The organism is Vibrio sp. Vb1337 (genome assembly GCF_033338715.1).
GTDB lineage: Bacteria > Pseudomonadota > Gammaproteobacteria > Enterobacterales > Vibrionaceae > Vibrio > Vibrio alginolyticus.
This window is the reverse complement of the sequence record NZ_JAWOTD010000011.1, coordinates 96623-119027: the sequence shown is the minus strand read 5'-3', so window position 1 is coordinate 119027 and position 22405 is coordinate 96623. Positions and strand designations below refer to the sequence as shown.

At 44.7% G+C, this 22405-nt stretch carries 25 protein-coding genes; 16 read left to right on the top strand and 9 right to left on the bottom strand.

Translation table 11 applies throughout. From position 1 onward, the window contains the following. The 7 genes from R7E42_RS14270 to purF all read left to right on the top strand — a co-directional run. A partial coding sequence (locus R7E42_RS14270; protein ID WP_318070785.1) for a FimV/HubP family polar landmark protein occupies positions 1–1514 on the top strand: 1514 nt, incomplete at its 5' end. Between the two features lie 142 nt (positions 1515–1656). Continuing rightward, positions 1657–2451, top strand: coding sequence for a tRNA pseudouridine(38-40) synthase TruA (truA, locus tag R7E42_RS14265; RefSeq protein ID WP_274342316.1), 795 nt, complete (start codon positions 1657–1659; stop codon positions 2449–2451). 197 nt (positions 2452–2648) lie between these two features. Beyond that, the gene (gene accD / locus R7E42_RS14260; protein ID WP_005380583.1) at positions 2649–3575 is read left to right on the top strand and encodes an acetyl-CoA carboxylase, carboxyltransferase subunit beta; all 927 of its coding nucleotides are present in this window, start codon (positions 2649–2651) and stop codon (positions 3573–3575) included. A 46-nt stretch (positions 3576–3621) separates the two neighbouring features. Further along, positions 3622–4884 (top strand): bifunctional tetrahydrofolate synthase/dihydrofolate synthase, encoded by a 1263-nt coding sequence (folC, locus tag R7E42_RS14255; protein WP_005380586.1) that lies wholly within the window; start codon positions 3622–3624, stop codon positions 4882–4884. A gap of 14 nt (positions 4885–4898) precedes the next feature. Beyond that, positions 4899–5492 (top strand): SPOR domain-containing protein, encoded by a 594-nt coding sequence (locus tag R7E42_RS14250; RefSeq protein WP_274342315.1) that lies wholly within the window; start codon positions 4899–4901, stop codon positions 5490–5492. A 61-nt stretch (positions 5493–5553) separates the two neighbouring features. After that, on the top strand, positions 5554–6045 hold the full coding sequence (locus tag R7E42_RS14245) for a CvpA family protein (RefSeq protein ID WP_005380590.1): 492 nt from the start codon (positions 5554–5556) through the stop codon (positions 6043–6045). 36 nt (positions 6046–6081) lie between these two features. Next, positions 6082–7596: an amidophosphoribosyltransferase gene (gene purF / locus R7E42_RS14240; protein WP_213966707.1), complete on the top strand. Its 1515-nt coding sequence runs from the start codon at positions 6082–6084 to the stop codon at positions 7594–7596. 66 nt (positions 7597–7662) lie between these two features. Here the strand turns inward: purF and R7E42_RS14235 are convergent, their stop codons facing one another. Beyond that, complete coding sequence (locus tag R7E42_RS14235; RefSeq protein ID WP_005384959.1) at positions 7663–8538, bottom strand: LysR family transcriptional regulator; 876 nt, start codon at positions 8536–8538, stop codon at positions 7663–7665. Between the two features lie 289 nt (positions 8539–8827). Between R7E42_RS14235 and R7E42_RS14230 the strand changes: the two genes are divergently transcribed. The 7 genes from R7E42_RS14230 (at position 8828) to recR (ending at position 14573) form a co-directional block, all read left to right on the top strand. After that, positions 8828–9934 (top strand): response regulator, encoded by a 1107-nt coding sequence (locus R7E42_RS14230; RefSeq protein ID WP_005380606.1) that lies wholly within the window; start codon positions 8828–8830, stop codon positions 9932–9934. A 223-nt stretch (positions 9935–10157) separates the two neighbouring features. Continuing rightward, positions 10158–10289, top strand: coding sequence for a hypothetical protein (locus tag R7E42_RS14225; protein WP_005380608.1), 132 nt, complete (start codon positions 10158–10160; stop codon positions 10287–10289). 33 nt (positions 10290–10322) lie between these two features. Then, positions 10323–10709: a YbaN family protein gene (locus tag R7E42_RS14220; RefSeq protein ID WP_080276930.1), complete on the top strand. Its 387-nt coding sequence runs from the start codon at positions 10323–10325 to the stop codon at positions 10707–10709. A 162-nt stretch (positions 10710–10871) separates the two neighbouring features. After that, positions 10872–11417, top strand: coding sequence for an adenine phosphoribosyltransferase (gene apt, locus R7E42_RS14215; RefSeq protein ID WP_005380615.1), 546 nt, complete (start codon positions 10872–10874; stop codon positions 11415–11417). Between the two features lie 8 nt (positions 11418–11425). Continuing rightward, positions 11426–13531 carry a DNA polymerase III subunit gamma/tau gene (gene dnaX, locus R7E42_RS14210; protein WP_182016276.1) on the top strand — a complete coding sequence of 702 codons (2106 nt, stop codon included), beginning with the start codon at positions 11426–11428 and terminating at the stop codon, positions 13529–13531. 82 nt (positions 13532–13613) lie between these two features. Then, entirely contained in the window at positions 13614–13943 is a 330-nt protein-coding gene (locus R7E42_RS14205) for a YbaB/EbfC family nucleoid-associated protein (RefSeq protein ID WP_005380618.1), read from the top strand. 30 nt (positions 13944–13973) lie between these two features. Beyond that, on the top strand, positions 13974–14573 hold the full coding sequence (gene recR, locus R7E42_RS14200) for a recombination mediator RecR (protein WP_005380619.1): 600 nt from the start codon (positions 13974–13976) through the stop codon (positions 14571–14573). A 51-nt stretch (positions 14574–14624) separates the two neighbouring features. Here the strand turns inward: recR and aqpZ are convergent, their stop codons facing one another. The 3 genes from aqpZ to R7E42_RS14185 form a co-directional block, all read right to left on the bottom strand. Then, positions 14625–15323 (bottom strand): aquaporin Z, encoded by a 699-nt coding sequence (gene aqpZ / locus R7E42_RS14195; protein ID WP_274342313.1) that lies wholly within the window; start codon positions 15321–15323, stop codon positions 14625–14627. A gap of 229 nt (positions 15324–15552) precedes the next feature. Next, on the bottom strand, positions 15553–15801 hold the full coding sequence (locus R7E42_RS14190) for a YkgJ family cysteine cluster protein (RefSeq protein ID WP_017820793.1): 249 nt from the start codon (positions 15799–15801) through the stop codon (positions 15553–15555). A 137-nt stretch (positions 15802–15938) separates the two neighbouring features. Beyond that, positions 15939–16187 carry a GlsB/YeaQ/YmgE family stress response membrane protein gene (locus R7E42_RS14185; RefSeq protein WP_005380625.1) on the bottom strand — a complete coding sequence of 83 codons (249 nt, stop codon included), beginning with the start codon at positions 16185–16187 and terminating at the stop codon, positions 15939–15941. A 188-nt stretch (positions 16188–16375) separates the two neighbouring features. Here R7E42_RS14185 and R7E42_RS14180 point away from each other — a divergent pair, with 188 nt between their 5' ends. Next, a complete protein-coding gene (locus tag R7E42_RS14180) occupies positions 16376–16816 on the top strand; it encodes a YcgN family cysteine cluster protein (RefSeq protein ID WP_005384948.1) in 441 nt (146 codons plus the stop codon). Between the two features lie 191 nt (positions 16817–17007). Continuing rightward, positions 17008–18687, top strand: coding sequence for a mechanosensitive ion channel family protein (locus R7E42_RS14175; protein WP_005380681.1), 1680 nt, complete (start codon positions 17008–17010; stop codon positions 18685–18687). A 69-nt stretch (positions 18688–18756) separates the two neighbouring features. On the opposite strand, the gene R7E42_RS14170 is transcribed toward R7E42_RS14175, so the two are convergent. From R7E42_RS14170 to R7E42_RS14150, 5 genes are all read right to left on the bottom strand, one after another. After that, entirely contained in the window at positions 18757–19041 is a 285-nt protein-coding gene (locus tag R7E42_RS14170; RefSeq protein WP_274342312.1) for a putative quinol monooxygenase, read from the bottom strand. A 17-nt stretch (positions 19042–19058) separates the two neighbouring features. Further along, entirely contained in the window at positions 19059–19454 is a 396-nt protein-coding gene (locus R7E42_RS14165; protein WP_005380685.1) for a VOC family protein, read from the bottom strand. 140 nt (positions 19455–19594) lie between these two features. After that, a complete protein-coding gene (locus R7E42_RS14160) occupies positions 19595–19894 on the bottom strand; it encodes a ribbon-helix-helix domain-containing protein (protein ID WP_005380686.1) in 300 nt (99 codons plus the stop codon). A gap of 136 nt (positions 19895–20030) precedes the next feature. Beyond that, positions 20031–21608 (bottom strand): alkaline phosphatase, encoded by a 1578-nt coding sequence (locus R7E42_RS14155; protein ID WP_005380687.1) that lies wholly within the window; start codon positions 21606–21608, stop codon positions 20031–20033. 398 nt (positions 21609–22006) lie between these two features. Continuing rightward, positions 22007–22366, bottom strand: coding sequence for a hypothetical protein (locus tag R7E42_RS14150; RefSeq protein ID WP_005380688.1), 360 nt, complete (start codon positions 22364–22366; stop codon positions 22007–22009). Between the last annotated feature and the right edge of the window lie 39 nt (positions 22367–22405).

Sequence of the window (22405 nt, the reverse complement as noted above, 5' to 3'; positions counted from 1 at the left end):
ATCTTCCTGAGTTTAGTGAAGAAGACGCATTGGCGTCTATGGCGGATGAGCCGGAGTTAGAAACGTCCGAGTCCGTTGAGTCAGAACAAGTTGAAGCAGGCTTACCAACTGAATCAGAAGATGAGTTCAATTTTGACGAGCTGGATCTTCCTGAGTTTAGTGAAGAAGACGCATTGGCGTCTATGGCGGATGAGCCGGAGTTAGAAACGTCCGAGTCCGTTAAGCCAGAACAAGTTGAAGCCGACTTGTCAGCTGAGTCCGAAGAAGAGTTCAATTTTGATGAGCTCGATTTGCCAGAGTTCAGCGAAGAAGACGCATTGGTGTCTATGGCTGGCGAACCTGCGTTAGAAACGTCCGAGTCCGTTAAGCCAGAACAAGTTGAAGCCGACTTGCCAACTGAGTCCGAAGAAGAGTTCAATTTTGATGAGCTCGATTTGCCAGAGTTCAGTGAAGAAGATGCACTGGCGTCTATGGCTGGCGGACCTGCGTTAGAAACGTCCGAGTCCGTTGAGCCAGAACAGGTTGAAGCCGACTTGCCAGCTGAGTCCGAAGAAGAGTTCAATTTTGATGAGCTCGATTTGCCAGAGTTCAGCGAAGAAGATGCCTTGGCGTCGATGGAAGAAGAGCCAGAATTACCGAGCTCTGAGACTGCAGATATAGAACCAATCTCCGGTGAGGATGAAGAGTTAAGTTTTGACGACCAAGATCTTCCAGAGTTCAATGAGGAAGATGTTCTCGCGTCAATGAACGAGGGTGCGCCAGAGAGCCCTAAGGTTGAAGCAGAGACATCGAGACCAGCTATTCAAGCCGATAACGATCATGATGCTTTGTTTGAAGTATTTGCGCAGCAAAACGGCTTTGATACTGACCCAGAAGTGCAGTCAACAGCGACAGAGGGTGAGCCGCTCAGTAATTTGGATGATGAATCATCAATGGCTAACCTTCTTGCGGAAGACGCAAACTCAGAAGTATTTGAAGGTAAACTAGACAGTGACACCATCGCAAGTGCAGGTATGGATTTTGAAACCATGCTTGATGTTGGAGATGATTGGGATGGCTTTAAACCCGCTGCTGATAACGTAAGTTCTACTGAAGAAGTGCCTGAGGACCAGCGTGATGTTTGGAATTCGAGTGATGCACTAAGTCAGCCAGAGATCGCGCAAGAAAACTGGGCAGAGCAAAGCGACTTGGATGACTTCGACCCGAAGAAAAATCAATTTATGACGATTGATGAATTGATGGCTCAGGTCGACAGAGAAGGAGGTGAGTTCGAAGAAGAAGACCTTAAGCTCGATGTCGGATTGAACGAGTTTCCAGATGTTATCGGCGAGATCGGCGATATTGACGTAGATAGCAATGCTGAAGCTGCTGGGAAACTGGATTTGGCTAAAATCTATCTCGAGATGAACGATTCTCAAGGGGCGATTAAACTACTAGAAGAGGCGATTGTTTACGGTGAGGATGATATTCGCCGCGAAGCAAAAAGCCTGATTGATGCAATTAATGGCCGATAAACTGAAACAAAAGGGTAGCGTTTGCTACCCTTTTTGTGTCCCGTTAGTATGATGCTACCTTTATATCACCCTTGGTGAAACTGGCAACTTGAGGTGACTTGAGTATATACTTCCCGCCCCATTTTAGAGTTCGAAGGTTAAGATGAGAATCGCATTAGGTATCGAGTACAACGGTACAAACTACTTTGGTTGGCAGCGCCAAAGAGAAGTGAAAAGTGTCCAAGAAGAGCTAGAGAAAGCATTGTCCGTCGTCGCTAATCACCCAGTTGAAGTTCAGTGTGCTGGTCGGACAGACGCAGGCGTGCATGGCACGGGACAAGTTGTGCACTTTGATACCAACGTTACTCGAAAAATGGTAGCTTGGACCATGGGCGCAAACGCGAACATGCCAAGCGATATAGCGGTTCGTTGGGCTAAGGAAGTTTCAGATGATTTCCATGCAAGATTCTCAGCGACAGCGCGCCGTTATCGTTACATTATTTGCAATCATGCTTTACGTCCAGGCATCTTAAACTCGGGGGTTAGTCACTATCATGGTGAGCTCGACGAGAAAAAAATGCATGAAGCAGGGCAGTTCCTACTCGGCGAAAATGATTTTACGTCGTTTCGCGCGGCGCATTGTCAGTCTCGCAGTCCATTTCGAAACTTGATGCATCTGAACGTTACGCGCCATGGAAACTATGTGGTTATTGATATTAAAGCCAATGCGTTCGTGCATCATATGGTTCGTAATATCACGGGTAGCTTGATAAAAGTTGGACGTGGCGAAGAGAGTCCTGAATGGATCAAGTGGTTATTAGAAGCCAAAGATCGCAAACTAGCGGGTGCGACAGCGAAAGCGGAAGGTCTGTACCTGGTAGATGTAGACTACCCAGAAGAGTTTGGGTTACCTGAAGTGCCGATCGGTCCACTGTTTTTACCAGATAATTTGAACTAATTTTACAAACTTATTTCAAAATATCGGTAGTGTTTACATTGAATGTGAACGGAAAACATACGCTATTTACGATATCAAAAATAGGTACAACCAGTTTTTTATCTACAGTAGCTGCAAGATATGGTTTAATCCGTCGGTATTATGTCGAATTTATATCTTTCGCAATGAAGCGGAAGAGTTGAGAGAAAAGGTCTTCCATGAGTTGGCTTGAAAAGATTTTAGAGAAAAGCAATCTAGTAAGTTCACGCAAAGCTTCTATCCCAGAAGGTGTGTGGACTAAATGTACCTCTTGTGAACAGGTTTTATACCATGCTGAACTAGAGCGTAACTTAGAAGTTTGTCCAAAGTGTAACCATCACATGCGTATGAAAGCGCGTCGTCGTTTGGAAACATTTTTAGATGAAGGTAATCGAGTTGAATTAGGTTCTGAACTTGAGCCACAGGATAAACTGAAATTTAAAGATTCTAAGCGATACAAAGAGCGTATCTCTGCTGCACAAAAAAATAGCGGTGAGAAAGATGCGCTAGTTGTGATGCAGGGTGAATTGCTTGGTCTGCCGCTTGTGGCGTGTGCGTTTGAATTCTCCTTTATGGGTGGTTCAATGGGTTCAGTCGTTGGTGCTCGCTTTGTGAAAGCAGTGGATGCAGCCATTGAAAATAACTGTGCGCTTGTTTGTTTCTCAGCAAGTGGTGGTGCTCGTATGCAAGAGGCTTTAATGTCTCTTATGCAAATGGCAAAAACCAGTGCTGCGCTTGAGCGTTTATCAGAAAAAGGTCTGCCGTTTATTTCTGTTCTAACTGACCCTACAATGGGTGGTGTATCAGCAAGTTTGGCTATGTTGGGTGATATCAACATCGGTGAACCTAAGGCCCTCATTGGCTTTGCTGGTCGTCGTGTAATCGAGCAAACTGTACGTGAAGATCTTCCTGAAGGTTTCCAGCGTAGTGAGTTCCTGCTTGATCACGGTGCTATTGATATGATCGTTGACCGTCGTGAAATGCGTCAGCGTGTGGGTGGTCTTATCGCTAAGATGACTAACCACAAGTCTCCTTTGGTGGTTTCGGTTAACGAATCTCCAAATGAAGAGCCATATTCTGTACCAGAAGCGGACGAAAAAGGGTAAAGTATCAACTAACATAAAAACCAAAGAATTTAATGGTTAAAGTTAGATGACCCAAAACCCAATTCCTCAAGCCACATCTTCATTAGAGATGTGGCTTGATTATTTAGCAAATATTCATTCCTCAGCAATTGATCTAGGCTTAGACCGTGTCCAAGCGGTAGCAAACAAAGCCAATCTTACCAAACCAGCTCCAACCGTAATCACCGTTGCCGGAACCAATGGCAAAGGCTCAACGTGTGCGTTAATGGAAGCCATTTTACTTGATGCTGGCTATTCAGTCGGTGTTTATAGTTCTCCGCACCTGATTCGTTACAACGAGCGTGTACGCATTAATGGCGTTGACGTTGTAGATGCCAAGCACTGTGAAGCATTCGATTATGTAGAAAAGCAGCGTGGTGATGTTAGCCTTAGCCTCTTTGAATTCGGTACGCTTGCTGCGCTACGTATTTTCCAAGTAGAGAAAGTTGACGTTGTCTTACTTGAAGTAGGACTTGGCGGCCGTCTAGACGCCACTAACGTTGTTGACCATGATGTTTCTGTTATTACGAGCTTAGCGATCGATCATGTGGATTGGCTTGGTGATGACATCAATGTTATTGGTTTTGAAAAAGCGGGCATTTACCGTTCAGGGAAGCCAGCAATTTGTGGTCAACCGACGCCACCAGCGACCGTGGCGGCTCATGCTGACGATATTGGTTCTGAGTTCTTCCAAGTAGGTATTCAGTACGATTACCAACTAACTGATAATGGTTGGAAATGGAGCAGTGGGGCATTTGAGTTAGAGGATTTACCAATCCCATCGCTACCATTACAAAATGCAGCCACTGCACTGATGGCACTAGGGGCTTCGGAATTGCAAATCACTGACATAAATATTGTCAATGGCTTGAATAATGCTCGTTTGGCGGGGCGTATGCAAGTACTGCATCACGAACCTGAAATAGTCCTTGATGTCGCTCATAACCCGCACTCTGCTGAGTATTTGGTAGAAAGAGTGAAGCAACAATATCTGGGTAAGAATATCCATATTGTGGTTGCAATGCTGCATGACAAGGACATTAAAGCAACCATTGAAGCGCTAACTCCAGTTGCAACACAATGGTATCCAGCGTCGCTTACTGGACCGAGAGCGGCGACCGCTGATGAATTGTGCCAATACTTACCTGATGGGCAAGTTCATTTTGAAAACCCTGTTGACGCCTTCGAGAGTGCGAGAAGCCACGCAAAGGCAGGAGACGTTATTCTGGTGGTTGGCTCATTCCATACCGTCGGAGAGGTATTGGAACATTGGCAATCAAATAATAAATAAGTAAAGGTATTTTGATGGCAAGTAAATTCCAAAGTCGTTTAGTCGGCACCATCATTCTAGTCGCAGTCGGAGTCATTGTTCTTCCCGATGTGCTAGATGGTAAGAAACTGCACTACAAAGAAGAATTTGCCAGTATTCCTATCAAACCAGAACTTGATAGTGATGTGGAAAACTTCGAAATATTAGAGCCAGTGGAAGACGACATTACGTTACCGGATTCTCCGGTTGAAGCTGTAGTGCAAGAACGTGAGGATGCTCAAGTAGCCGTTTCTGAGCCCGAGCCAGTGCCAACATCTAAACCTGAGGTCATCAAACAACCAGATCAAGTTGAGGTCGTCACTCGTCCTGTTCAAGAGAAAAATCAATATGAAGATTCAGCTTGGATCATTCAGTTGATGGCACTTAAGAATCACGAAAATGCTGTCGCGCTTGTCGCGGATTTGCAAAAGCGTGGTTATCAAGCACACACAAAGAAAGAAAACGAGTTTACGAGAGTGATTGTTGGCCCTGATGTGTCAAAAAGTAAACTTGAACGACAAGTTCAAGAATTACAAAAAATTACAGGATCAAAAGGTCAATTGCTTAAATTTAAGCCATTAAATCCATAAGAAAACGTTTGCGTCGGCATTTTTTCTGTTAAAATGCGCGCCAACTTAAGATGAAGAAAAGATGAATTGGATAGATTTTATCATTTTAGGTGTGATCGGATTTTCAGCTCTGATCAGTTTAGTTCGCGGTTTTGCTAAAGAAGCTTTGTCTTTGGTGATTTGGTTCGGAGCGTTTTTTATCTCCAGTAATTACTATGCCAAATTGGCGGTGTACTTCACCAACATCGAAGATGATATGTTTCGTAACGGAGCGGCGATTGCGGCGTTATTTGTCGCAACCTTGGTAGTTGGTGCAGTGGTGAATTACGTCATTGGTCAACTGGTACAAAAAACAGGGCTATCAGGTACGGACCGAATTCTCGGGATTGTATTTGGTGGTCTACGCGGAGTCTTAATTGTTTCTGCGGTGCTGTTTTTTATGGATGCGTTTACTGCATTCCCAAGCTCGGATTGGTGGAAAGATTCACAGTTGATCCCTGAGTTCAGCCGTATCATCGCCCCATTCTTCGAGCATTTACAAGCAACATCAAGTTTTCTGTCTGGCACTATCTAGTAGTGCCAGCTACTGTCGCAAATCGAGGATTAGGACATGTGTGGTATTGTTGGAATCGTGGGCACAACGCCTGTAAACCAGTCTATTTATGACGCGTTAACGGTGTTACAGCATCGTGGCCAAGATGCCGCTGGTATTTGTACCATAGAAAGCAATCGTTTTCGTCTGCGTAAGGCGAACGGTTTAGTCAAGGATGTATTTGAAGCAAGACACATGCAGCGCCTGCAAGGCGAGGTCGGAATTGGTCATGTTCGTTACCCTACAGCAGGCAGTTCAAGCGCTTCAGAAGCTCAACCTTTCTACGTAAACTCTCCTTTCGGTATTACACTTGCCCACAACGGTAACTTGACCAACGCTAACGAAGTTCGTCAGAAGCTGTTTGAAAAAGATCGCCGTCATATCAATACCACTTCAGACTCTGAAGTATTACTAAATGTACTGGCGCACGAAATTGACTCAGTAAAAGGAAATGTCACGACCGAAGACGTATTCCGCGCAGTCACCAATGTTCATCGCACAATTCGCGGTGCTTATGCTGTGACAGCTATGATCATTGGTCATGGTATGATTGCATTTCGTGACCCACACGGTATTCGCCCGCTGTGTTTAGGTAAGCGTGAAGTTAACGGCAGAGCAGAGTACATGGTTGCGTCTGAATCGGTGGCATTGGATGCGGTCGGTTTTGATTTCGTCCGTGATGTTGCACCTGGTGAAGCGATTTACGCAACGTTTGACGGTGAGCTTTACACGAAGCAGTGTGCAGATAATCCTAAGCTTAACCCTTGTATTTTCGAGTTCGTGTACTTTGCTCGTCCAGATTCGTTCATCGATAAAATTTCGGTATACAGCGCTCGCGTTGAAATGGGTAAAAAGCTGGGCGAACGTATTCGTGAAGATTACGCAAACCTTGATATCGATGTTGTCATTCCTATCCCTGAAACGTCTTGCGACATTGCACTGCAAATCGCTCAAGCGATCGATATCCCTTATCGCCAAGGTTTCGTGAAAAACCGTTATGTTGGACGTACCTTTATCATGCCTGGCCAGCAACAACGTAAGAAATCAGTACGTCGCAAGTTGAATGCTATTCGTTCGGAATTCAAAGGTAAGAATGTGTTGCTGGTGGATGACTCTATTGTTCGTGGTACAACGTCAGAGCAGATTATTGAGATGGCTCGTGATTCTGGTGCCAAGAAAGTGTACATGGTCTCAGCGGCTCCTGAAGTTCGTTTCCCGAACGTATATGGCATTGATATGCCAAGTGCTACAGAGCTTATTGCCCATGGCCGTGACAACGATACAATTTGTAAGCAGATTGGTGCCGATGCGCTTATTTATCAACGTCTAGAAGATTTGGTAGAGGCAGTCGGTCTTGGAAACCAAGATATTACTCAGTTCGATACATCCGTGTTTAACGGGGAATATGTAACGGGTGATATTGACCAACGATACCTAGATTTTTTAGATGGTCTTCGTAACGATGATGCGAAAACACAACTTGAAATCCAACAGGACTTAGCAAATCTAGAGCTTCATAACGAAGGCGCATAGGATGCGCTTTCTTAAGTCGTAAAAAAACCAGAGCTTCGGCTCTGGTTTTTTGTTTTCGCTATCTAGTTAGTGAATGTTATAAGCGATCACAAAGTCAATAAAGAGGCGAACTTTCTCTGGCAGGTGGTCTTTGTGGTTGTAAAGCATATAAATGTCGCGCGGGTTTGCACTCCAATCTGGCAGTACGCGTACCAAATCGCCGCTCTCGATGTACTCTTTGATCATGACATCTGGCATTAGTGTGATGCCTAAACCTTCGGAGCAAGCACTGCGCACCACATTGAGCGCGTTTGCTTGAAAACGACCACGATCAACATTCACCACAGACTCGCCTTTGCTATTAATCAAGGTCCACTTAATAAGCGGGTACCCTTTTAGCAATGAATGGTTAGAGAGCTCTTCTGCATGATGAGGCGCAGGATTCGAGGTTAGATAGTCAGGGCTTGCAACGAGAATATCCTTCACTTCGCCAATCTTACGCGCGATGAGGCTAGAGTCGCGTTGCGGTCCCACTCGAAAAATTACATCCCATTCAGTAGGGTCAAGCTTGTCCGCATTATTCTCTGTCGTTAGCTCAATGTTGATGTCCGGGTACTGCTTCATAAAGCTGTTGAACATCGGCATCATCATTCGTTTAGTTAAGTTATAAGGCGCGGATATCTTAATCTTGCCGGATGCTCCTCGGCAGTCGTCAGTGATTTCCTCTGCCGCAGTTGTTAGCCTTTGTAGTAAAGGAGAGCACTCATGGTAAAAACGTTCCCCTGCTTCAGTGAGCGAAAGTTTGCGAGCATGACGGTTCAATAGTCGAAGATTGACAGAGTCTTCTAGCGCTTGAATGCGTCGGGTGATGGTCGCAACCGGGATCATGGTTTTTCGCGAAGTTGCGGTGTAGCTCCCATTTTCGACAACCAGTCGAAACAGGTTTAAGTCATCTAATTTCATATTTCCAGACACATTAAATTACCGATTACGGTTAATTTATAATTAACTTTGTGATCAAAGCTTGCTTTAAGTCAACATGTTGCATCATTTGAACACAGCAACCCTGTTTGAGTAAATACTGTTATACGCCGTAATATTTGTATTAATGCAGTTTCCGAGCTAAGTTTTATAACAAGGCGAAGCGGCCTCAGGTCTTGCTGTGACACGTTTTGCTGGAAGTAAACACAACAAAAATAATGACTTAATAATAAATCTGTTTTTTTGACTGAGCTTTGTGAGGGATAAAGGTATGTTTAAGACTCACAGTCAAACGGCAATGGTCTCGGCACAGGAAGTGATTAATCAAAAACTAATAATGTTGGTGGACGATGATCCAATATTTCGTAAAGTAACCAATGCCTATTTAGAAAGTCAGGGTTTTAAAGTAGTAGAAGCAGAAAACGGCCTAGAAGCGCTTCAACAACTCAGGGAATGCCAACCCGATCTTATCTTATGTGATTTATCGATGCCGGTCTTAGATGGTATCGAGTTCGTCGAAGAAGTTAGTCTCGAATACCCATATATGCCGCTTATCGTGGTATCAGGCACGGATGAAATGTCCGATGTCGCGAAAGCGTTGCGATTTGGTATTAAAGATTTTCTTCCTAAACCGATAGGTAATTATGAGCACCTATCTCAGGCGATAGAGAATACGCTAGAAGATACCGATAGCCACTTCTCAGAACAACGTGACTTTTCAAGTCAGTGGTTCAGGGTTGATGATGGTGGTGAAATCCCAGATGAACAAGAGCTGTATTGGCATCTGGAATATTTACAACAGAATCCGAGTGCGGCAAGAGATTTACTGCAAGCGCTATTGCCAGAGAAGGATGCTGCTCAGGGAGATTGGCGCTGCTCGTACCGTTTATTGCAATCGACGGATGTGATGCCCTTGGTTTTCGATTATCGTTGGTTAATGAATGGTCAATTTGCGTTTTATCTCGTTGATTCTGCTTCCCAAGCTAATGATGGAGTTGCGACGACATTGCTCGTTAGGGCATTGTTTGACGATTATCTCCGTAACTTGAAAAGTTTCAGTGCTGATCTCAAGGACATGGTAGGGATCATTGAAAAAGGAATTGAGTGTTCGGAGTGTGCGGGTGCAGTCAATGCTGTGTTTGGTGTCGCCGACCTCGCTTCATCCTCGGTCTCTATATTGCCTGCGGGTTTAGATAGCCATTGGTCTGACGGAAATACGAATCAACACATCGCAGCAGGTAACCGTTTAGGGGGAGGAAGTATGAAAAACTTCATCACCCGCGATTTACCGCTTAGTGTTGCAGGACAGTTGTCTATCGGGTGTTTAGGTTCTTCAAGTTTTAGTTTAAGTATTACCCGGAAATCCCGACTAGTATAATTATGACTTGCAAACCAATAAGCAGCGTCCTTACGCTGCTTATTATCTTTTTAGAACCACCAAAACAACATACGTTTAGTTCAATAACCTTACTTTTTACTGGTGTTTAGATTTGGCTGTTTAATGTATAGTCAGCGCTTAAAACAATAATGACCCATTTGTGCAACGATAATTTAACGCTGTGCCTTGGGAGAAGCAAAGTCAACTAGTGAGAAGACACATCATGGCAGACAAAGATTTTAAAGAGCCTTATAATATTTTTTACTTTTTAGGTTTTATTGCAGTTCTTTTGATACCAACACTTCCTGCAACGCTAACCTGGCTTCGTGTAATGAATGGTTACGCAGGCTTTTAATCTAGCTATTTTGTACCGGAGTTCACCATTCGTATTAAGCGTTACTTTTTCAATACTGTTGGTGGACTCTGTATTGTGCTCGGCATAGCCGGCATAGCCCTTCCACTTTTACCCACCACACCTTTTATTTTGCTTGCTAGCGCATGTTTTATGCGTGGTAGCCCCGCATTTCATCAATGGTTACATAACCACAAAACGTTTGGACCCATTCTCGACAATTGGCATAAGCATCGGGCTGTTACTTCAAAAGTAAAAAAGCGTGGTGCGATTTTTATTGCGCTTAGTTTCATGGTTTCAATCGTTGTTGTCCCCCTCGTTTGGGTAAAAATTGGTCTTTTAGTGATGCTAATCGTTTTACTCAGCTGGTTTATGCGTCTGCCTGTGATTGAGTTGGTTGCTGACCGAGAAGAAAATCACTAAGATTGTAGAGAATAGTGTGCCCGCTCTTCGAGTGGGCGTTTGTATTTTCAGCGCCTGTGACTTTTACGAAAATAAGCACATAGTGGTGAAAACCTATTGTTCGTTGCCCTCGTGATACTGCGATTAGAGAGGGCGATGAGCCAATCTAAGTAAATCGGTATTATGACTACAGAAACAATTTCACTGATCAAATCTAGCATCAAAAGCATCCAAGACTACCCAAAGCCAGGCATTCTATTTCGTGATGTGACGAGCCTTCTTGAAGACGCGAAAGCATACCAAGCGACGATCAACTTACTTGTTGAACGTTACAAAGATATGGGCTTTACCAAGGTTGTGGGTACGGAAGCTCGTGGCTTTCTATTTGGCGCGCCTTTAGCGCTTGAGCTAGGTGTTGGTTTTGTACCAGTGCGTAAACCAGGCAAGCTACCACGCCCTACTGTTGCTCAATCTTATGAGCTTGAATACGGCGTTGATACACTAGAAATCCATACAGATGCCATCGTTGAAGGCGACAAAGTACTGGTTGTCGACGATTTATTGGCAACGGGCGGTACTATTGAAGCGACGACTAAGCTGATTCGCCAACTGGGTGGTGAAGTTGAGCACGCTGCCTTCGTTATCAACCTACCAGAAATCGGTGGCGATAAACGTTTAGAAGCACTAGGTCTAAACGTGTACAGCATCTGCGATTTTGAAGGACATTAATACATTCAATGAGTTATTTAGCTTTAGCGCGAAAATGGCGTCCTAATCAGTTTGACCAAGTTGTCGGACAAAAACATGTCCTGACGGCGTTGGAAAACGCACTGGCGCAAAACCGTTTACACCATGCTTATCTGTTCAGCGGGACTCGTGGTGTGGGTAAAACGAGTATCGGTAGGCTGTTTGCCAAAGGCTTGAACTGCGAAACCGGCATTACCGCGACACCTTGTGGTAAGTGTGATACTTGTCGTGAAATTGATGAAGGTCGCTTTGTCGATCTTCTTGAAATCGACGCAGCATCACGTACTAAAGTTGAAGACACTCGTGAACTGTTAGACAACGTTCAATACAAACCTGCTCGTGGACGTTTTAAAGTGTACCTCATCGATGAGGTGCACATGCTATCGCGTCACTCTTTCAATGCGTTGTTGAAAACCCTGGAAGAGCCGCCAGAGTATGTGAAGTTCTTACTCGCAACAACTGATCCACAAAAGCTGCCTGTCACTATATTGTCGCGTTGTCTTCAGTTTCATCTGAAACCAATCAGCGTTGATGATATTCACCAGCAACTTGATTACATCCTAGGTCAAGAGCAAGTATCGGCAGAACCAAAAGCACTGGGTATGATTTCACATGCTGCAGATGGCAGTATGCGTGATGCTCTTAGCTTGACCGATCAAGCAATTGCTTTAGGTAACGGTGCGGTGCAAGCCGATATTGTCAGCCACATGTTGGGGACGATTGATACCGACCAAGCGATTCACTTACTAGAGTCAATCAGCAGCAAGAAACCTCAACAAGCTATGGATAAAATCCAACAATTAGCGGCAAATGGTGTTGAGTGGGATGGTTTGTTGCAGCAAGTCGCAACACAGCTTCATCGAATTGCGATGTATCAAGCGCTGCCAGCGTCGCTAGACCGAGCACAACCAGATGCAGAGAAAATTGAGCTGTTGAGTAAAGCTCTAAGCCCGCAAGACGTTCAGCTTTACTATCAAATTGCATTGAAAGGTCGTGAAGATTTGACCCTCTCGCCAAATGGGCGAGTCGGTTTGGAAATGATTGTGCTGCGTATGATGGCGTTCCGCCCATCAAATAACAGTGGGGCAAATGTTGTTTCTAGTAACTGCGAGCCAGCGTCATCTCCGGCTCAAAGTACCAGTCAACCAAAGGCTGCGCCAGCTCAGACAGCCGCTGCTCCTCGAGCTCAGCAGCCGAGTCCAGCACAAAGCACACCACAAGTGGCGCCTCAACCTTCATCCAGTTCGCAACCTGAGTATCAAGCGAGTGGATATGAGACGGTTCCACCACAGTATGATATGGCGCCGCCGATGAGTGAAAACCCAGCGCCGCAGCATGAAACGCCACCTCAGCAAATGCAAGAGAGCGTTTCAACACCAGCGCGCGGTGGTCTAAGCGGTTTACGTCACCAATTACGTTCTCAGCGTCAAGGCCTACAACAGAACACTCCTCAAAATGGTGGCTCAAAAAAGCCTAAAGCGGCATCTGCACAACCAGAATCGGTTATCGACCGAGTAGCGCAATTGCATGGCAATTCCGCGCAGGTGTCGCCAAACTCAGCTCCGAAGTCGACGGAGCCACAAGTTGAGGAAGCGTATCGCTGGCGTCCAAGCAAGCCTGTTGAGACAAAAGTAAATACAAAACTGACACCTACGCAGCTCAAGCAGGCACTTGAGCATGAGAAAACGCCTGAAATGGCACAAAAGCTCATCGATGAGTCATTAGAACATAATGAATGGGCGAAGCTCATCAGCTTAATGGAGATCCCTAAGCTGGTAGAGCAACTTGCGCTAAACTCTCATTATAGTAAGGAAGGAACAACCGTTTCGTTACTATTGAGAAGCAGCCAAGCTCATTTGAATACTGATAGAGCTCAAGCCGAATTGCTCAAAGCACTTAATACCGTGTTAGGTGAAGAGTGCCACATGAGCATCGAAATAGGGGAGAGTGGAGAAACACCACTTGAACTGAGAGATAGGCTCTACCAAGAGAAATTACAGCAAGCGCTGAACAGTTTAGAAAACGATCCAAATGTTCAATTTATTGAACGTCGTTTTGCTGCAGAGCTTGATAAAGATAGTGTGCGCCCTATCTAATAATCGAATGGAATGGGGTTGAAAACCCAAAGGTATAACCCCATTAATTGATGCAACACCTCATTAAACCAGAGAGATAAACATGTTTGGTAAAGGCGGTATGGGCAACCTAATGAAGCAAGCCCAGCAAATGCAAGATCGCATGCAAAAGCTTCAAGAAGAAATCGCGAATATGGAAGTAACTGGCGAGTCTGGTGCTGGCCTAGTTAAAGTTACTATCACTGGTAGTCACAGCGTACGTCGTGTTGACATCGATGAAAGTTTGATGGAAGACGACAAAGAAATGCTTGAAGATCTGATCGCTGCGGCGTTCAACGATGCAGCCCGTCGTGTTGAAGAAACTCAAAAAGAGAAAATGGCTTCTGTAACTGGCGGTATGCAACTACCACCAGGCATGAAAATGCCATTCTAATCTGCTGATATTTAATTAAGCGGACTTTTAATGCGTACCAGTCATATGCTGGAGCAATTGATGGAGGCCTTACGTTGTCTACCTGGGGTTGGCCCCAAGTCAGCGCAGCGTATGGCCTTTCATTTGTTACAGCGCGATAGAAAAGGCGGTTTGCAGCTTGCAGATGCGCTGAGTCAGGCAATGACAGAAATAGGTCATTGTACTGAGTGTCGAACCTTCACCGAAGAAGAAGTCTGTCACATTTGTACCAACCCAAAACGCCAAGAAAATGGTCAAATTTGTGTGGTAGAAAGCCCGGCAGACATCGCAGCCGTTGAAGCAACAGGCCAATATTCTGGTCGGTATTTTGTTCTTATGGGGCATTTGTCGCCATTAGATGGTATTGGTCCAAGTGATATTGGATTGGATGTCCTTGATTACCGCTTACGTCGCGGTGATATTACCGAAGTGATTTTGGCGACAAACCCAACAGTTGAAGGTGAAGCCACTGCCCACTACATCGCAGAGCTATGTAAAGAGCACCAAGTTGATGCCAGCCGCATCGCGCATGGTGTGCCTGTCGGTGGGGAGCTAGAGCTTGTTGATGGCACGACGTTGTCACATTCGCTATTAGGTCGACACAGAATTTAATAAAAAGCCGCTGAATTCAGCGGCTTTTTTGATTTTGGGAGTTAGGAACGATTAATCGTTCGATTCTTTACCAAGAAGATTTTTGTAGATAACCGCACCAAGCACGCCACCCACAATAGGAGCAATCCAGAACAGCCATAGCTGAGAAACCGCCCAGTCACCCACATATACTGCGACTGCCGTGCTACGAGCAGGGTTTACTGACGTATTGGTGACAGGAATGCTGATCAGGTGAATGAGAGTCAAACACAGGCCAATTGCGATAGGTGCAAAGCCTTGTGGCGCACGTTTGTCTGTTGCACCCATAATGACAATCAGGAACATCATCGTCATGACAACTTCAGTCACAAGTGCAGCGATCATCGAGTATTGGCCTGGAGAGTGTTCACCATAACCATTGGCGGCAAAGCCAGAACCCACAACATCGAATCCTGCTTGTCCAGATGCAATAACGTAAAGCACGCCACCTGCGATAAGCCCGCCGCTCACCTGTGAGATGATGTAGGGAGCAACGTCTTTTGTCTCAAAACGACCGCCTGCCCAAAGGCCAACTGTCACTGCAGGGTTCAAGTGACAACCTGAAATATGACCGATAGCAAATGCCATCGTCAGAACGGTTAAACCGAATGCCAAAGAAACGCCCAACAGACCAATACCCACTTCAGGGAAACCCGCAGCCAACACCGCGCTACCACAGCCGCCTAACACTAGCCAGAACGTACCAACAGCCTCAGCCAAATACTTATTCATGTTCTTTCCTGATCTTTAATTAAATGACCCGCTGAACATAGTCGAGAATTGTCAATAAATTGTAAGGGAGATCGCGCGAAAACCGCAAATGGAACGCTATGTGGCAAGAGTTCTCAAGGGTGAGATAAAAAGCAGAGGGGGAAAGTGCTAAATCTTGAGTTTGCTTTGATTACTGCCGCGGAGAGAAACAACCGAGGTACTAACTTTAAACGTGTGGTCTAGAGTCGCATTACGTCAATTGTTCTAATTCAGTGATGTTGTCGAGTGCTTCTTGATTGGTGTTGCCGCATACAATCGGACACGGTTTAAAATCGTGACAGACTTTAGGGCGTTCAGGCTTACCAAATAGCTTGCACAAATTGTCGTCGTTGAGTTGCACACAACGAACACCTGCAGGTTTGCCCTTGGGCATTCCTGGTATTGGTGAAGAGATACTTGGCGCAATACAGCACGCTCCACATCCTAATCGACAATCCATAATGTAAACCTCTTAAAAATTAAGGGGGCAATTATGGTCATTTTGACGTGGATTGGAAGAGTGAAGAAAGAAAAAAATAAAAGGGCGCGCTTAACATTACGCTCCCTTTTTGGTTTTTTGCTTTTAAATCATCGTGATTATTTTAAGAAACGGTTATAAACAAACAACAGAATAAATGCGCCTAGTGTTGCGGTAATGATACTACCAATGTTGACGCCAGTAGCTCCGCCGAAACCGAGAATGCCGCCAAGGAAGCCACCTACAAATGCCCCTGCAATACCAAGTAACATTGTTGCAATCCAACCGCCCCCATCTTTTCCTGGCATGAGCCATTTAGCAAGTGCGCCGGCGATTAAGCCCAAAATAATCCAAGAAATAATACCCATGAAAACTCCTTAATGCCTTCTTGATCAATTGAGTAATGGAAACTTGTTTAAGGATAGAACAGTAAAACGAAAGTAGTTGAATATCTCCACCGTTATGTGGGAAGGATGCAAGATCTTCTCAAAACTTGAACTTTTGCGTTGAGAAGAGTATAAATCGCCCCCTAAATTCCCTTGGTGAGACCTGAAGTATGAGCACTCCATTTTGGCAAAGTAAATCGTTAGAGCAGATGACAGAAGAGGAATGGGAATCTCTCTGTGATGGTTGTGGCAAATGTTGTTTGCATAAGCTGATGGATGAAGATACCGATGAAATCTACTATACCAATGTGGCTTGTAGCTGGCTGAACAGTAAAACGTGTTCATGTAAGGATTACCCAAACCGTTTCACTTCGGGTGAAGAGTGCACCAAGCTGACCCGAGAAGACATCGACGATTTTACTTGGCTGCCACACACGTGCGCTTACCGTCTGTTGGCAGAAAAGCAGCCTTTACCAGAATGGCATCCGTTGATTACCGGCTCTAAGTCCGCAATGCATGCGGCAGGGGAAAGTGTCCGTAACAAAGTTGTTTACGAGATTGATGTGGTGGATTGGGAAGACCACATTTTAAATCATCCCAACCGTCCTTAGTCGAATAAAAACAAGCCTTTCATTTAATCAATGAAAGGCTTGTTTGCTATTGGGGCTCCCAACTTTGACGTCTCGCTAACGAAATGCTGCTCAGTTTATTATTTAGTGTTGTAAACTTAGGAGTATGATTTCAACGCTTTACACTTCTATTCCTGATTGTTTTGATCAGGATTGTTTCCTATGAGGTAAACATGACGTTTCATTTCCCCCAGAAACTGCGCCTGACATCTTGGGTGACATTATTCGCACTTGCCGTCATTATGTTCTCCCCAATGGCTGTTCATGCGACTGCTACTGACGATATCCAAGAGCCTTCTGCTGCCGAAATCTCGATTGACAACTTGAACCGAGAGATTGTGGATTTATCCCAAAGCCTCTCGCAAGCGAGTGGCGACGAGCGTGATGCCCTTCAACTGCAACTATTCCAAAAGAATGAAGAATTAAGAAGCCAGTTAGCGTCAGCGATTGAACGTGAAACTATCTCTCGCGACAAGCTGATCTTGCTAGTTAAAAAACAAGAACAATACTCTGAGGATGCGACGAACTATCTATCGGAAAAAATAAAGAAAGTCGTCGAGGATTTAAATAAGGCTAAGGATGAAGAGAAGCTTGCTCTTGTTAATGATTATCGAGAGCTACAGCGTTATCTTGATGTTAGCTTCGATTCGAGCTGGCAAAATCTCGCTTGGTTGAAGGAGCTAGGGGCCCAAAACGAGCGCGCAGAAGCGGAACTAAAAGATAAAATTGATAAACGTATGCGCTTACTGTCTGCTTCAATTGAGTACTTGAGTCAGCAAAGTGAGATCATTGGCTCCCAACTTTCGTCTAGCCCAGAGTCGGAAAAAGCGTCGTTGCAACTTAGTCAGCTCATTACTAAACAAAGGCTAAATATTGCGACAGAAAGCTTACGCAACCTGATTTCAATTGGTGATAAAGTCGGTTTAGAAACGTCTGAATACAAACGCCAAATTTTTGAAGTGACGGGTAATATCACCCATGATTTACTGAATACCAAAGTTGTGTGGTCAATACTGAGTCACTGGTCCAACTCGGCACTGGATTGGTTTGCCGAGAATGCACCGCAGCATATCTTCCAGTTGTTTGTTTTTGCGCTGATTTTATTGATCGCTCGCGGACTGGCTAAGTTAACTCGCAAAGTCGTCCGTAAAGCAGTTGCATCGAAAAACTTAAAACTTTCCCACTTGATGCAGGACTTCTTTATCTCGATGTCCGGCAAATTCGTGTGGGTGATCGGTATCATGGTGGGCTTATCTCAGCTTGGTTTGAACCTAGCGCCAATCCTAACCGGTTTCGGTATTGCTGGTGTGATTATTGGTTTCGCGTTGCAAGACACGTTATCCAACTTCGCGGCGGGTATGATGCTGCTTATTTATCGCCCATTTGATGTTGGTGATTTTGTGTATGCTGGCGGTGTGGATGGCAAGGTAAGCCATATGAGTTTGGTGAACACCACAATCCGTACGTTTGATAACCAAATTATTATTGTGCCTAACAGCAAAATCTGGGGAGATGTTATTAAGAACGTCACGCATGAACGCATTCGCCGCGTGGATATGGTGTTTGGCATTGGCTATGCGGATGACCTCTTAAAAGCGGAGTCAGTATTGTCTGATATCATTACCTCTCACCCTTCGGTACTTCGCACTCCAGAGCCAATGATCAAAGTTCATACATTAAATACGTCTTCTGTAGATTTTATTGTGCGTCCTTGGGTAAAAACGGATGATTACTGGGATGTATACTGGGATGTGACAAAAGAAGTGAAACTACGCTTCGACCGAGAAGGTATTTCGATTCCTTTCCCACAACAAGATGTGCATTTGCATATGGTGGAGAAGCAAGACGCTTAATCACAGCTCCCAACTAGTGAAAGGCACTCTAGATAGAGTGCCTTTTTTGATCTTCGGTTAGCGCTATAGTTACAGTTCGTTAAAGAACACCAGTTTTGGCTCGCATTCTAACAAGTTGTCGATCTGGCTAATCAAAAGAGCAAAGTGTTCTGTTTTACCATGAAGCTCAAATGCTTGTTGGTCTTTAAATTGCTCCTGAAAAACGAAGTGGCATGCATTGTATTTATCTTGGAACAATTGATAACGAACGCAACCTTCTTCATTGCGAGTAGGTTCGAGCGCTTGGGTAAGTACCTCTTTCAACTCTTGTTCTTTTCCCGGTTGTGCATGAAAGGTAGCCGTCAAGTGAATCATAATGTTTACTCTTTTTGTTATAGGTAACGCCCTTGGCGTTGCAGGAACTCAATTTTGTAACCATCAGGGTCGGTTACAAAAAAGAACGTTGCTAAATGCTTTTGTTGATGGTCAAAGGCTTTGATGTCACCAGTTTCAATGCCGAGAGATTTAATGCGTTTGTGGGCTTGTTCAATGTCCTCCACGCTGACGGCAAGGTGGCCGTAACCTGAGCCGTGAGTGTAGGGCTCACTTTGGTCGTGATTGTGCGTCAGTTCCAATTCAAAGCCAGTTTCTTGGTTGGCTAGATAGGTTAGAGAAAAGCCATCAAAGATGTATTGATCAGCGACTTCTAGTTCAAGTACGTCACAGTAAAATTGTAGAGAGCGGTCCAGATCACTTACTCGGATCATGGTGTGAATCATTTTTGTCATAGGTACTCCTTGATAGTCCGCACAGGTTAGCGATTTCAAAAGGAGTCTGGGTAGTACTCTAGTACGACAAATTAGAAGATGCTCAAGGGTTTATAATACGGATGCATAGCCTAGGATGGTTATTGCTCGGTTGGTTGCTATTAACTGTTAAGTTGCGCAAGTGCTTGACGAGTGGTCTCTTGAGGTTGGCGGGCGTAAGTGAGGCAAGCGCATCGAAGTAAGGAGGCAAAGTTGTTCACTTTACCATTGTATTCGAGTGCTTCTTGATAAACAGTGCTTATGAATTTAGGAACCGTCATGTTTTGAGCACTAGCGATTTCCTCAAGAATTGTCCAAAAGCTCGCTTCAAGTTTTACACTGGTCGCGTGACCATCAATACGGATAGAGCGGGTGATGAACTGATAGTTGTCTTGGGGTTGCTTAGCAAAGATTTCGCACATTTTCTTTATTCATATAATTAAAGACCCATAATTATTGTGGTGTACGATTTAAAACGTCAACTGTTTTCATGCATAAAAAAACGCTCCCTTGCGAGAGCGTTGAAACATCACGAGTTGTGAAGTAAGTGCAAGTTGATTATTTAATTTGTTGCTTCAAGTACTCGCCTAGTTGCGAGTGGTGCATGATTTTTGATACCGGAAGGATAGTTTCTGCAGGTCCCCAAGCAAATACGTTGACAGGAGTATGCGTATGAGTACCCGTCCCCCATACTGTGTTTTGCTTTGTTGCATGCTCACGCGCTAGCAAGTTGCCACGGTCGTTGTAAGGAAAGAAAGCATCAAAGTCATTGATTGTCGGTACGTTCTCTTCGCTTAAGTATTTGTGTCCAGCGAGTCGGTATGGATTTGGTTTACTTGCTAATACGCGTTCTGCTTGCTCAGGCGTAATCGAAAAATCGCTATTTGCGTTCACGACTTCCGCAAACTTCTCTGGAGTTTGCTCTTTCTTATCAAGCGCTTGGAATTCACTGATCATGCCGTAGTAACTTTTCTTTTGGTTGTATAAACCATCGAGGATCTCGAACTGACCAAAGTTGAAGTTTGGCGCGTAATCCTGATTTTTGAATGCTTCGCCGTCGCGTTTTTGTGGTTTAGGCAAGTTTGCTGATGAGTAGCTAAAGCCAAAAGAGCCGGTTTCGTGGTCAGCAGTAACAATGATCAGGGTGTCATCACGGCCTTTTGCCCACTCATAAACTGAGTTTACCGCTTCATCGAATTTAAGCATTTCATGCAGCATCGTACCTGCATCGTTACTGTGGCCAGCCCAGTCAATTTGGCCGCCTTCAACCATCAAGAAAAAACCGTCTTTGTCTTTTGAAAGAATGTCGATTGCTTTGGTGGTCATTTCTTTCAGCGATGGCTGCGTGCGTTTTGGATCGTTTTTGCTTTGACTGTAGGCAATACCATCGTTCATGCCCGAGTAAGCAAAAAGTCCAAGTAATTTGTCACCTTTAGCTTGTGTGAGCATATCGCGGCTGAAAGCTAAGCTATAGCCTTGGTCTTGCGCTTCGGCAAGCAAGTTGCGTTCGTCTTTGCGTTTCGATTTTAGGTAGACATTACCTTGAGTGAGTTTTTCAAGTTGCTCGTATGTCTCTCCCTTGTCGTTTGTCGACTTTGGAATCCAATGACGAAGTCCACCAGACATCATCACGTCTACGCCTGTTTCGAGCATATCCGCCGCAATATTGTTTTCTAGGGAGCGATGTGGTTGATGAGCGGCAAATGCTGCTGGCGTTGCGTGGGTCATACGCGTATCAGAGACGAGCCCTGTCGCTTTACCTTTACTTTTGGCTTTTTCCAAAATAGTTTCGACATGGTTGCCTTGGCTATCAATGCCAATGACTTCAGAAGCGGTAGGGATTCCTGTCGCTAGCATCGTAGCTGAGCACGCAGAGTCGACGACAATTGCGTCTTCTGGATTGGTTAGTGATGATCCAATCACACCTTCTTGAGCGAGTTTGTATAACGCTGTGCTTTCGCCTTTGTAAACCGAGTTAGGTGCGTGTTTTGCGTAGGTCTCGAGTAAACCAACTTGTTGAGGACCCATGCCGTCGCCGATCATCAAAATGACGTTTTTGATTTCAGCTGAGAGTGCGTTGAAAGAGAGGGTAGATGCAGCCACTGCCGTAACGATTGGAGATACTAAGCGCTTCATTATATTTTCCTTGTTTATTGAAAGCGCAGGCATTAAAGCAATGATTTATGAAAGTTTTGTGTCGGTAATAAAAGTTTAACCAAATTGTCGTTTTTGTTTGGTTTTGCAGAAAAAATGAGTCGCTCTCTAACGTTCGTTAGTTTGGAAAGAAGAAAGCCCACAAACGTGGGCTTGGATTACGCTTAGGAGTTGAAAGCATGGACTAAAGTTATCCATTCAGTGCCTTCACAAGAAACCTAGTTTAGGGAGCAATAAACGAGCATATATTATCGGGCCACAAGAGCGGTCGAATTCACTTACGTTTGCATCATATCGTTCTTTGGCTTATTAAATTATGGGCTGCAGTAAGTGTTTGGTTCAAATAGGATTTGTTGTCGTGACGATTATCAGACTGGTTATCAGACTAATGCCAGTATGATGCCACCAACGGTAAGTGCCGCAGAAAGGTATTGACCCGCAGAATATGAGCCATCCTCTTCTTTCTCGATTTTATCGGGGTGATCCATGCCAAGCGCACCATGCGTGAAAGATTCGACCTTTTCACCAACAGATTTATCTTCTGCTTCTATTTTCTTGCTGTCGTGCTCGATTTGTTGCAGAGCGGCAAGTAGCGCTTTGCCTTCGGTCGAAAGCGTCACCTTATTGTGTTCGACTTTCAGCGGCGAAGCACTAGTTTCTTCTTGTGCAATACTTGCTTGTTTAGAGGCGACAGATTGTTTGGCATAGCTATTAACAGAAGTGCTTCCTACTGGATTCATCGAATACTCCTTGGAACATCGACACTCGGTCACTGAGTG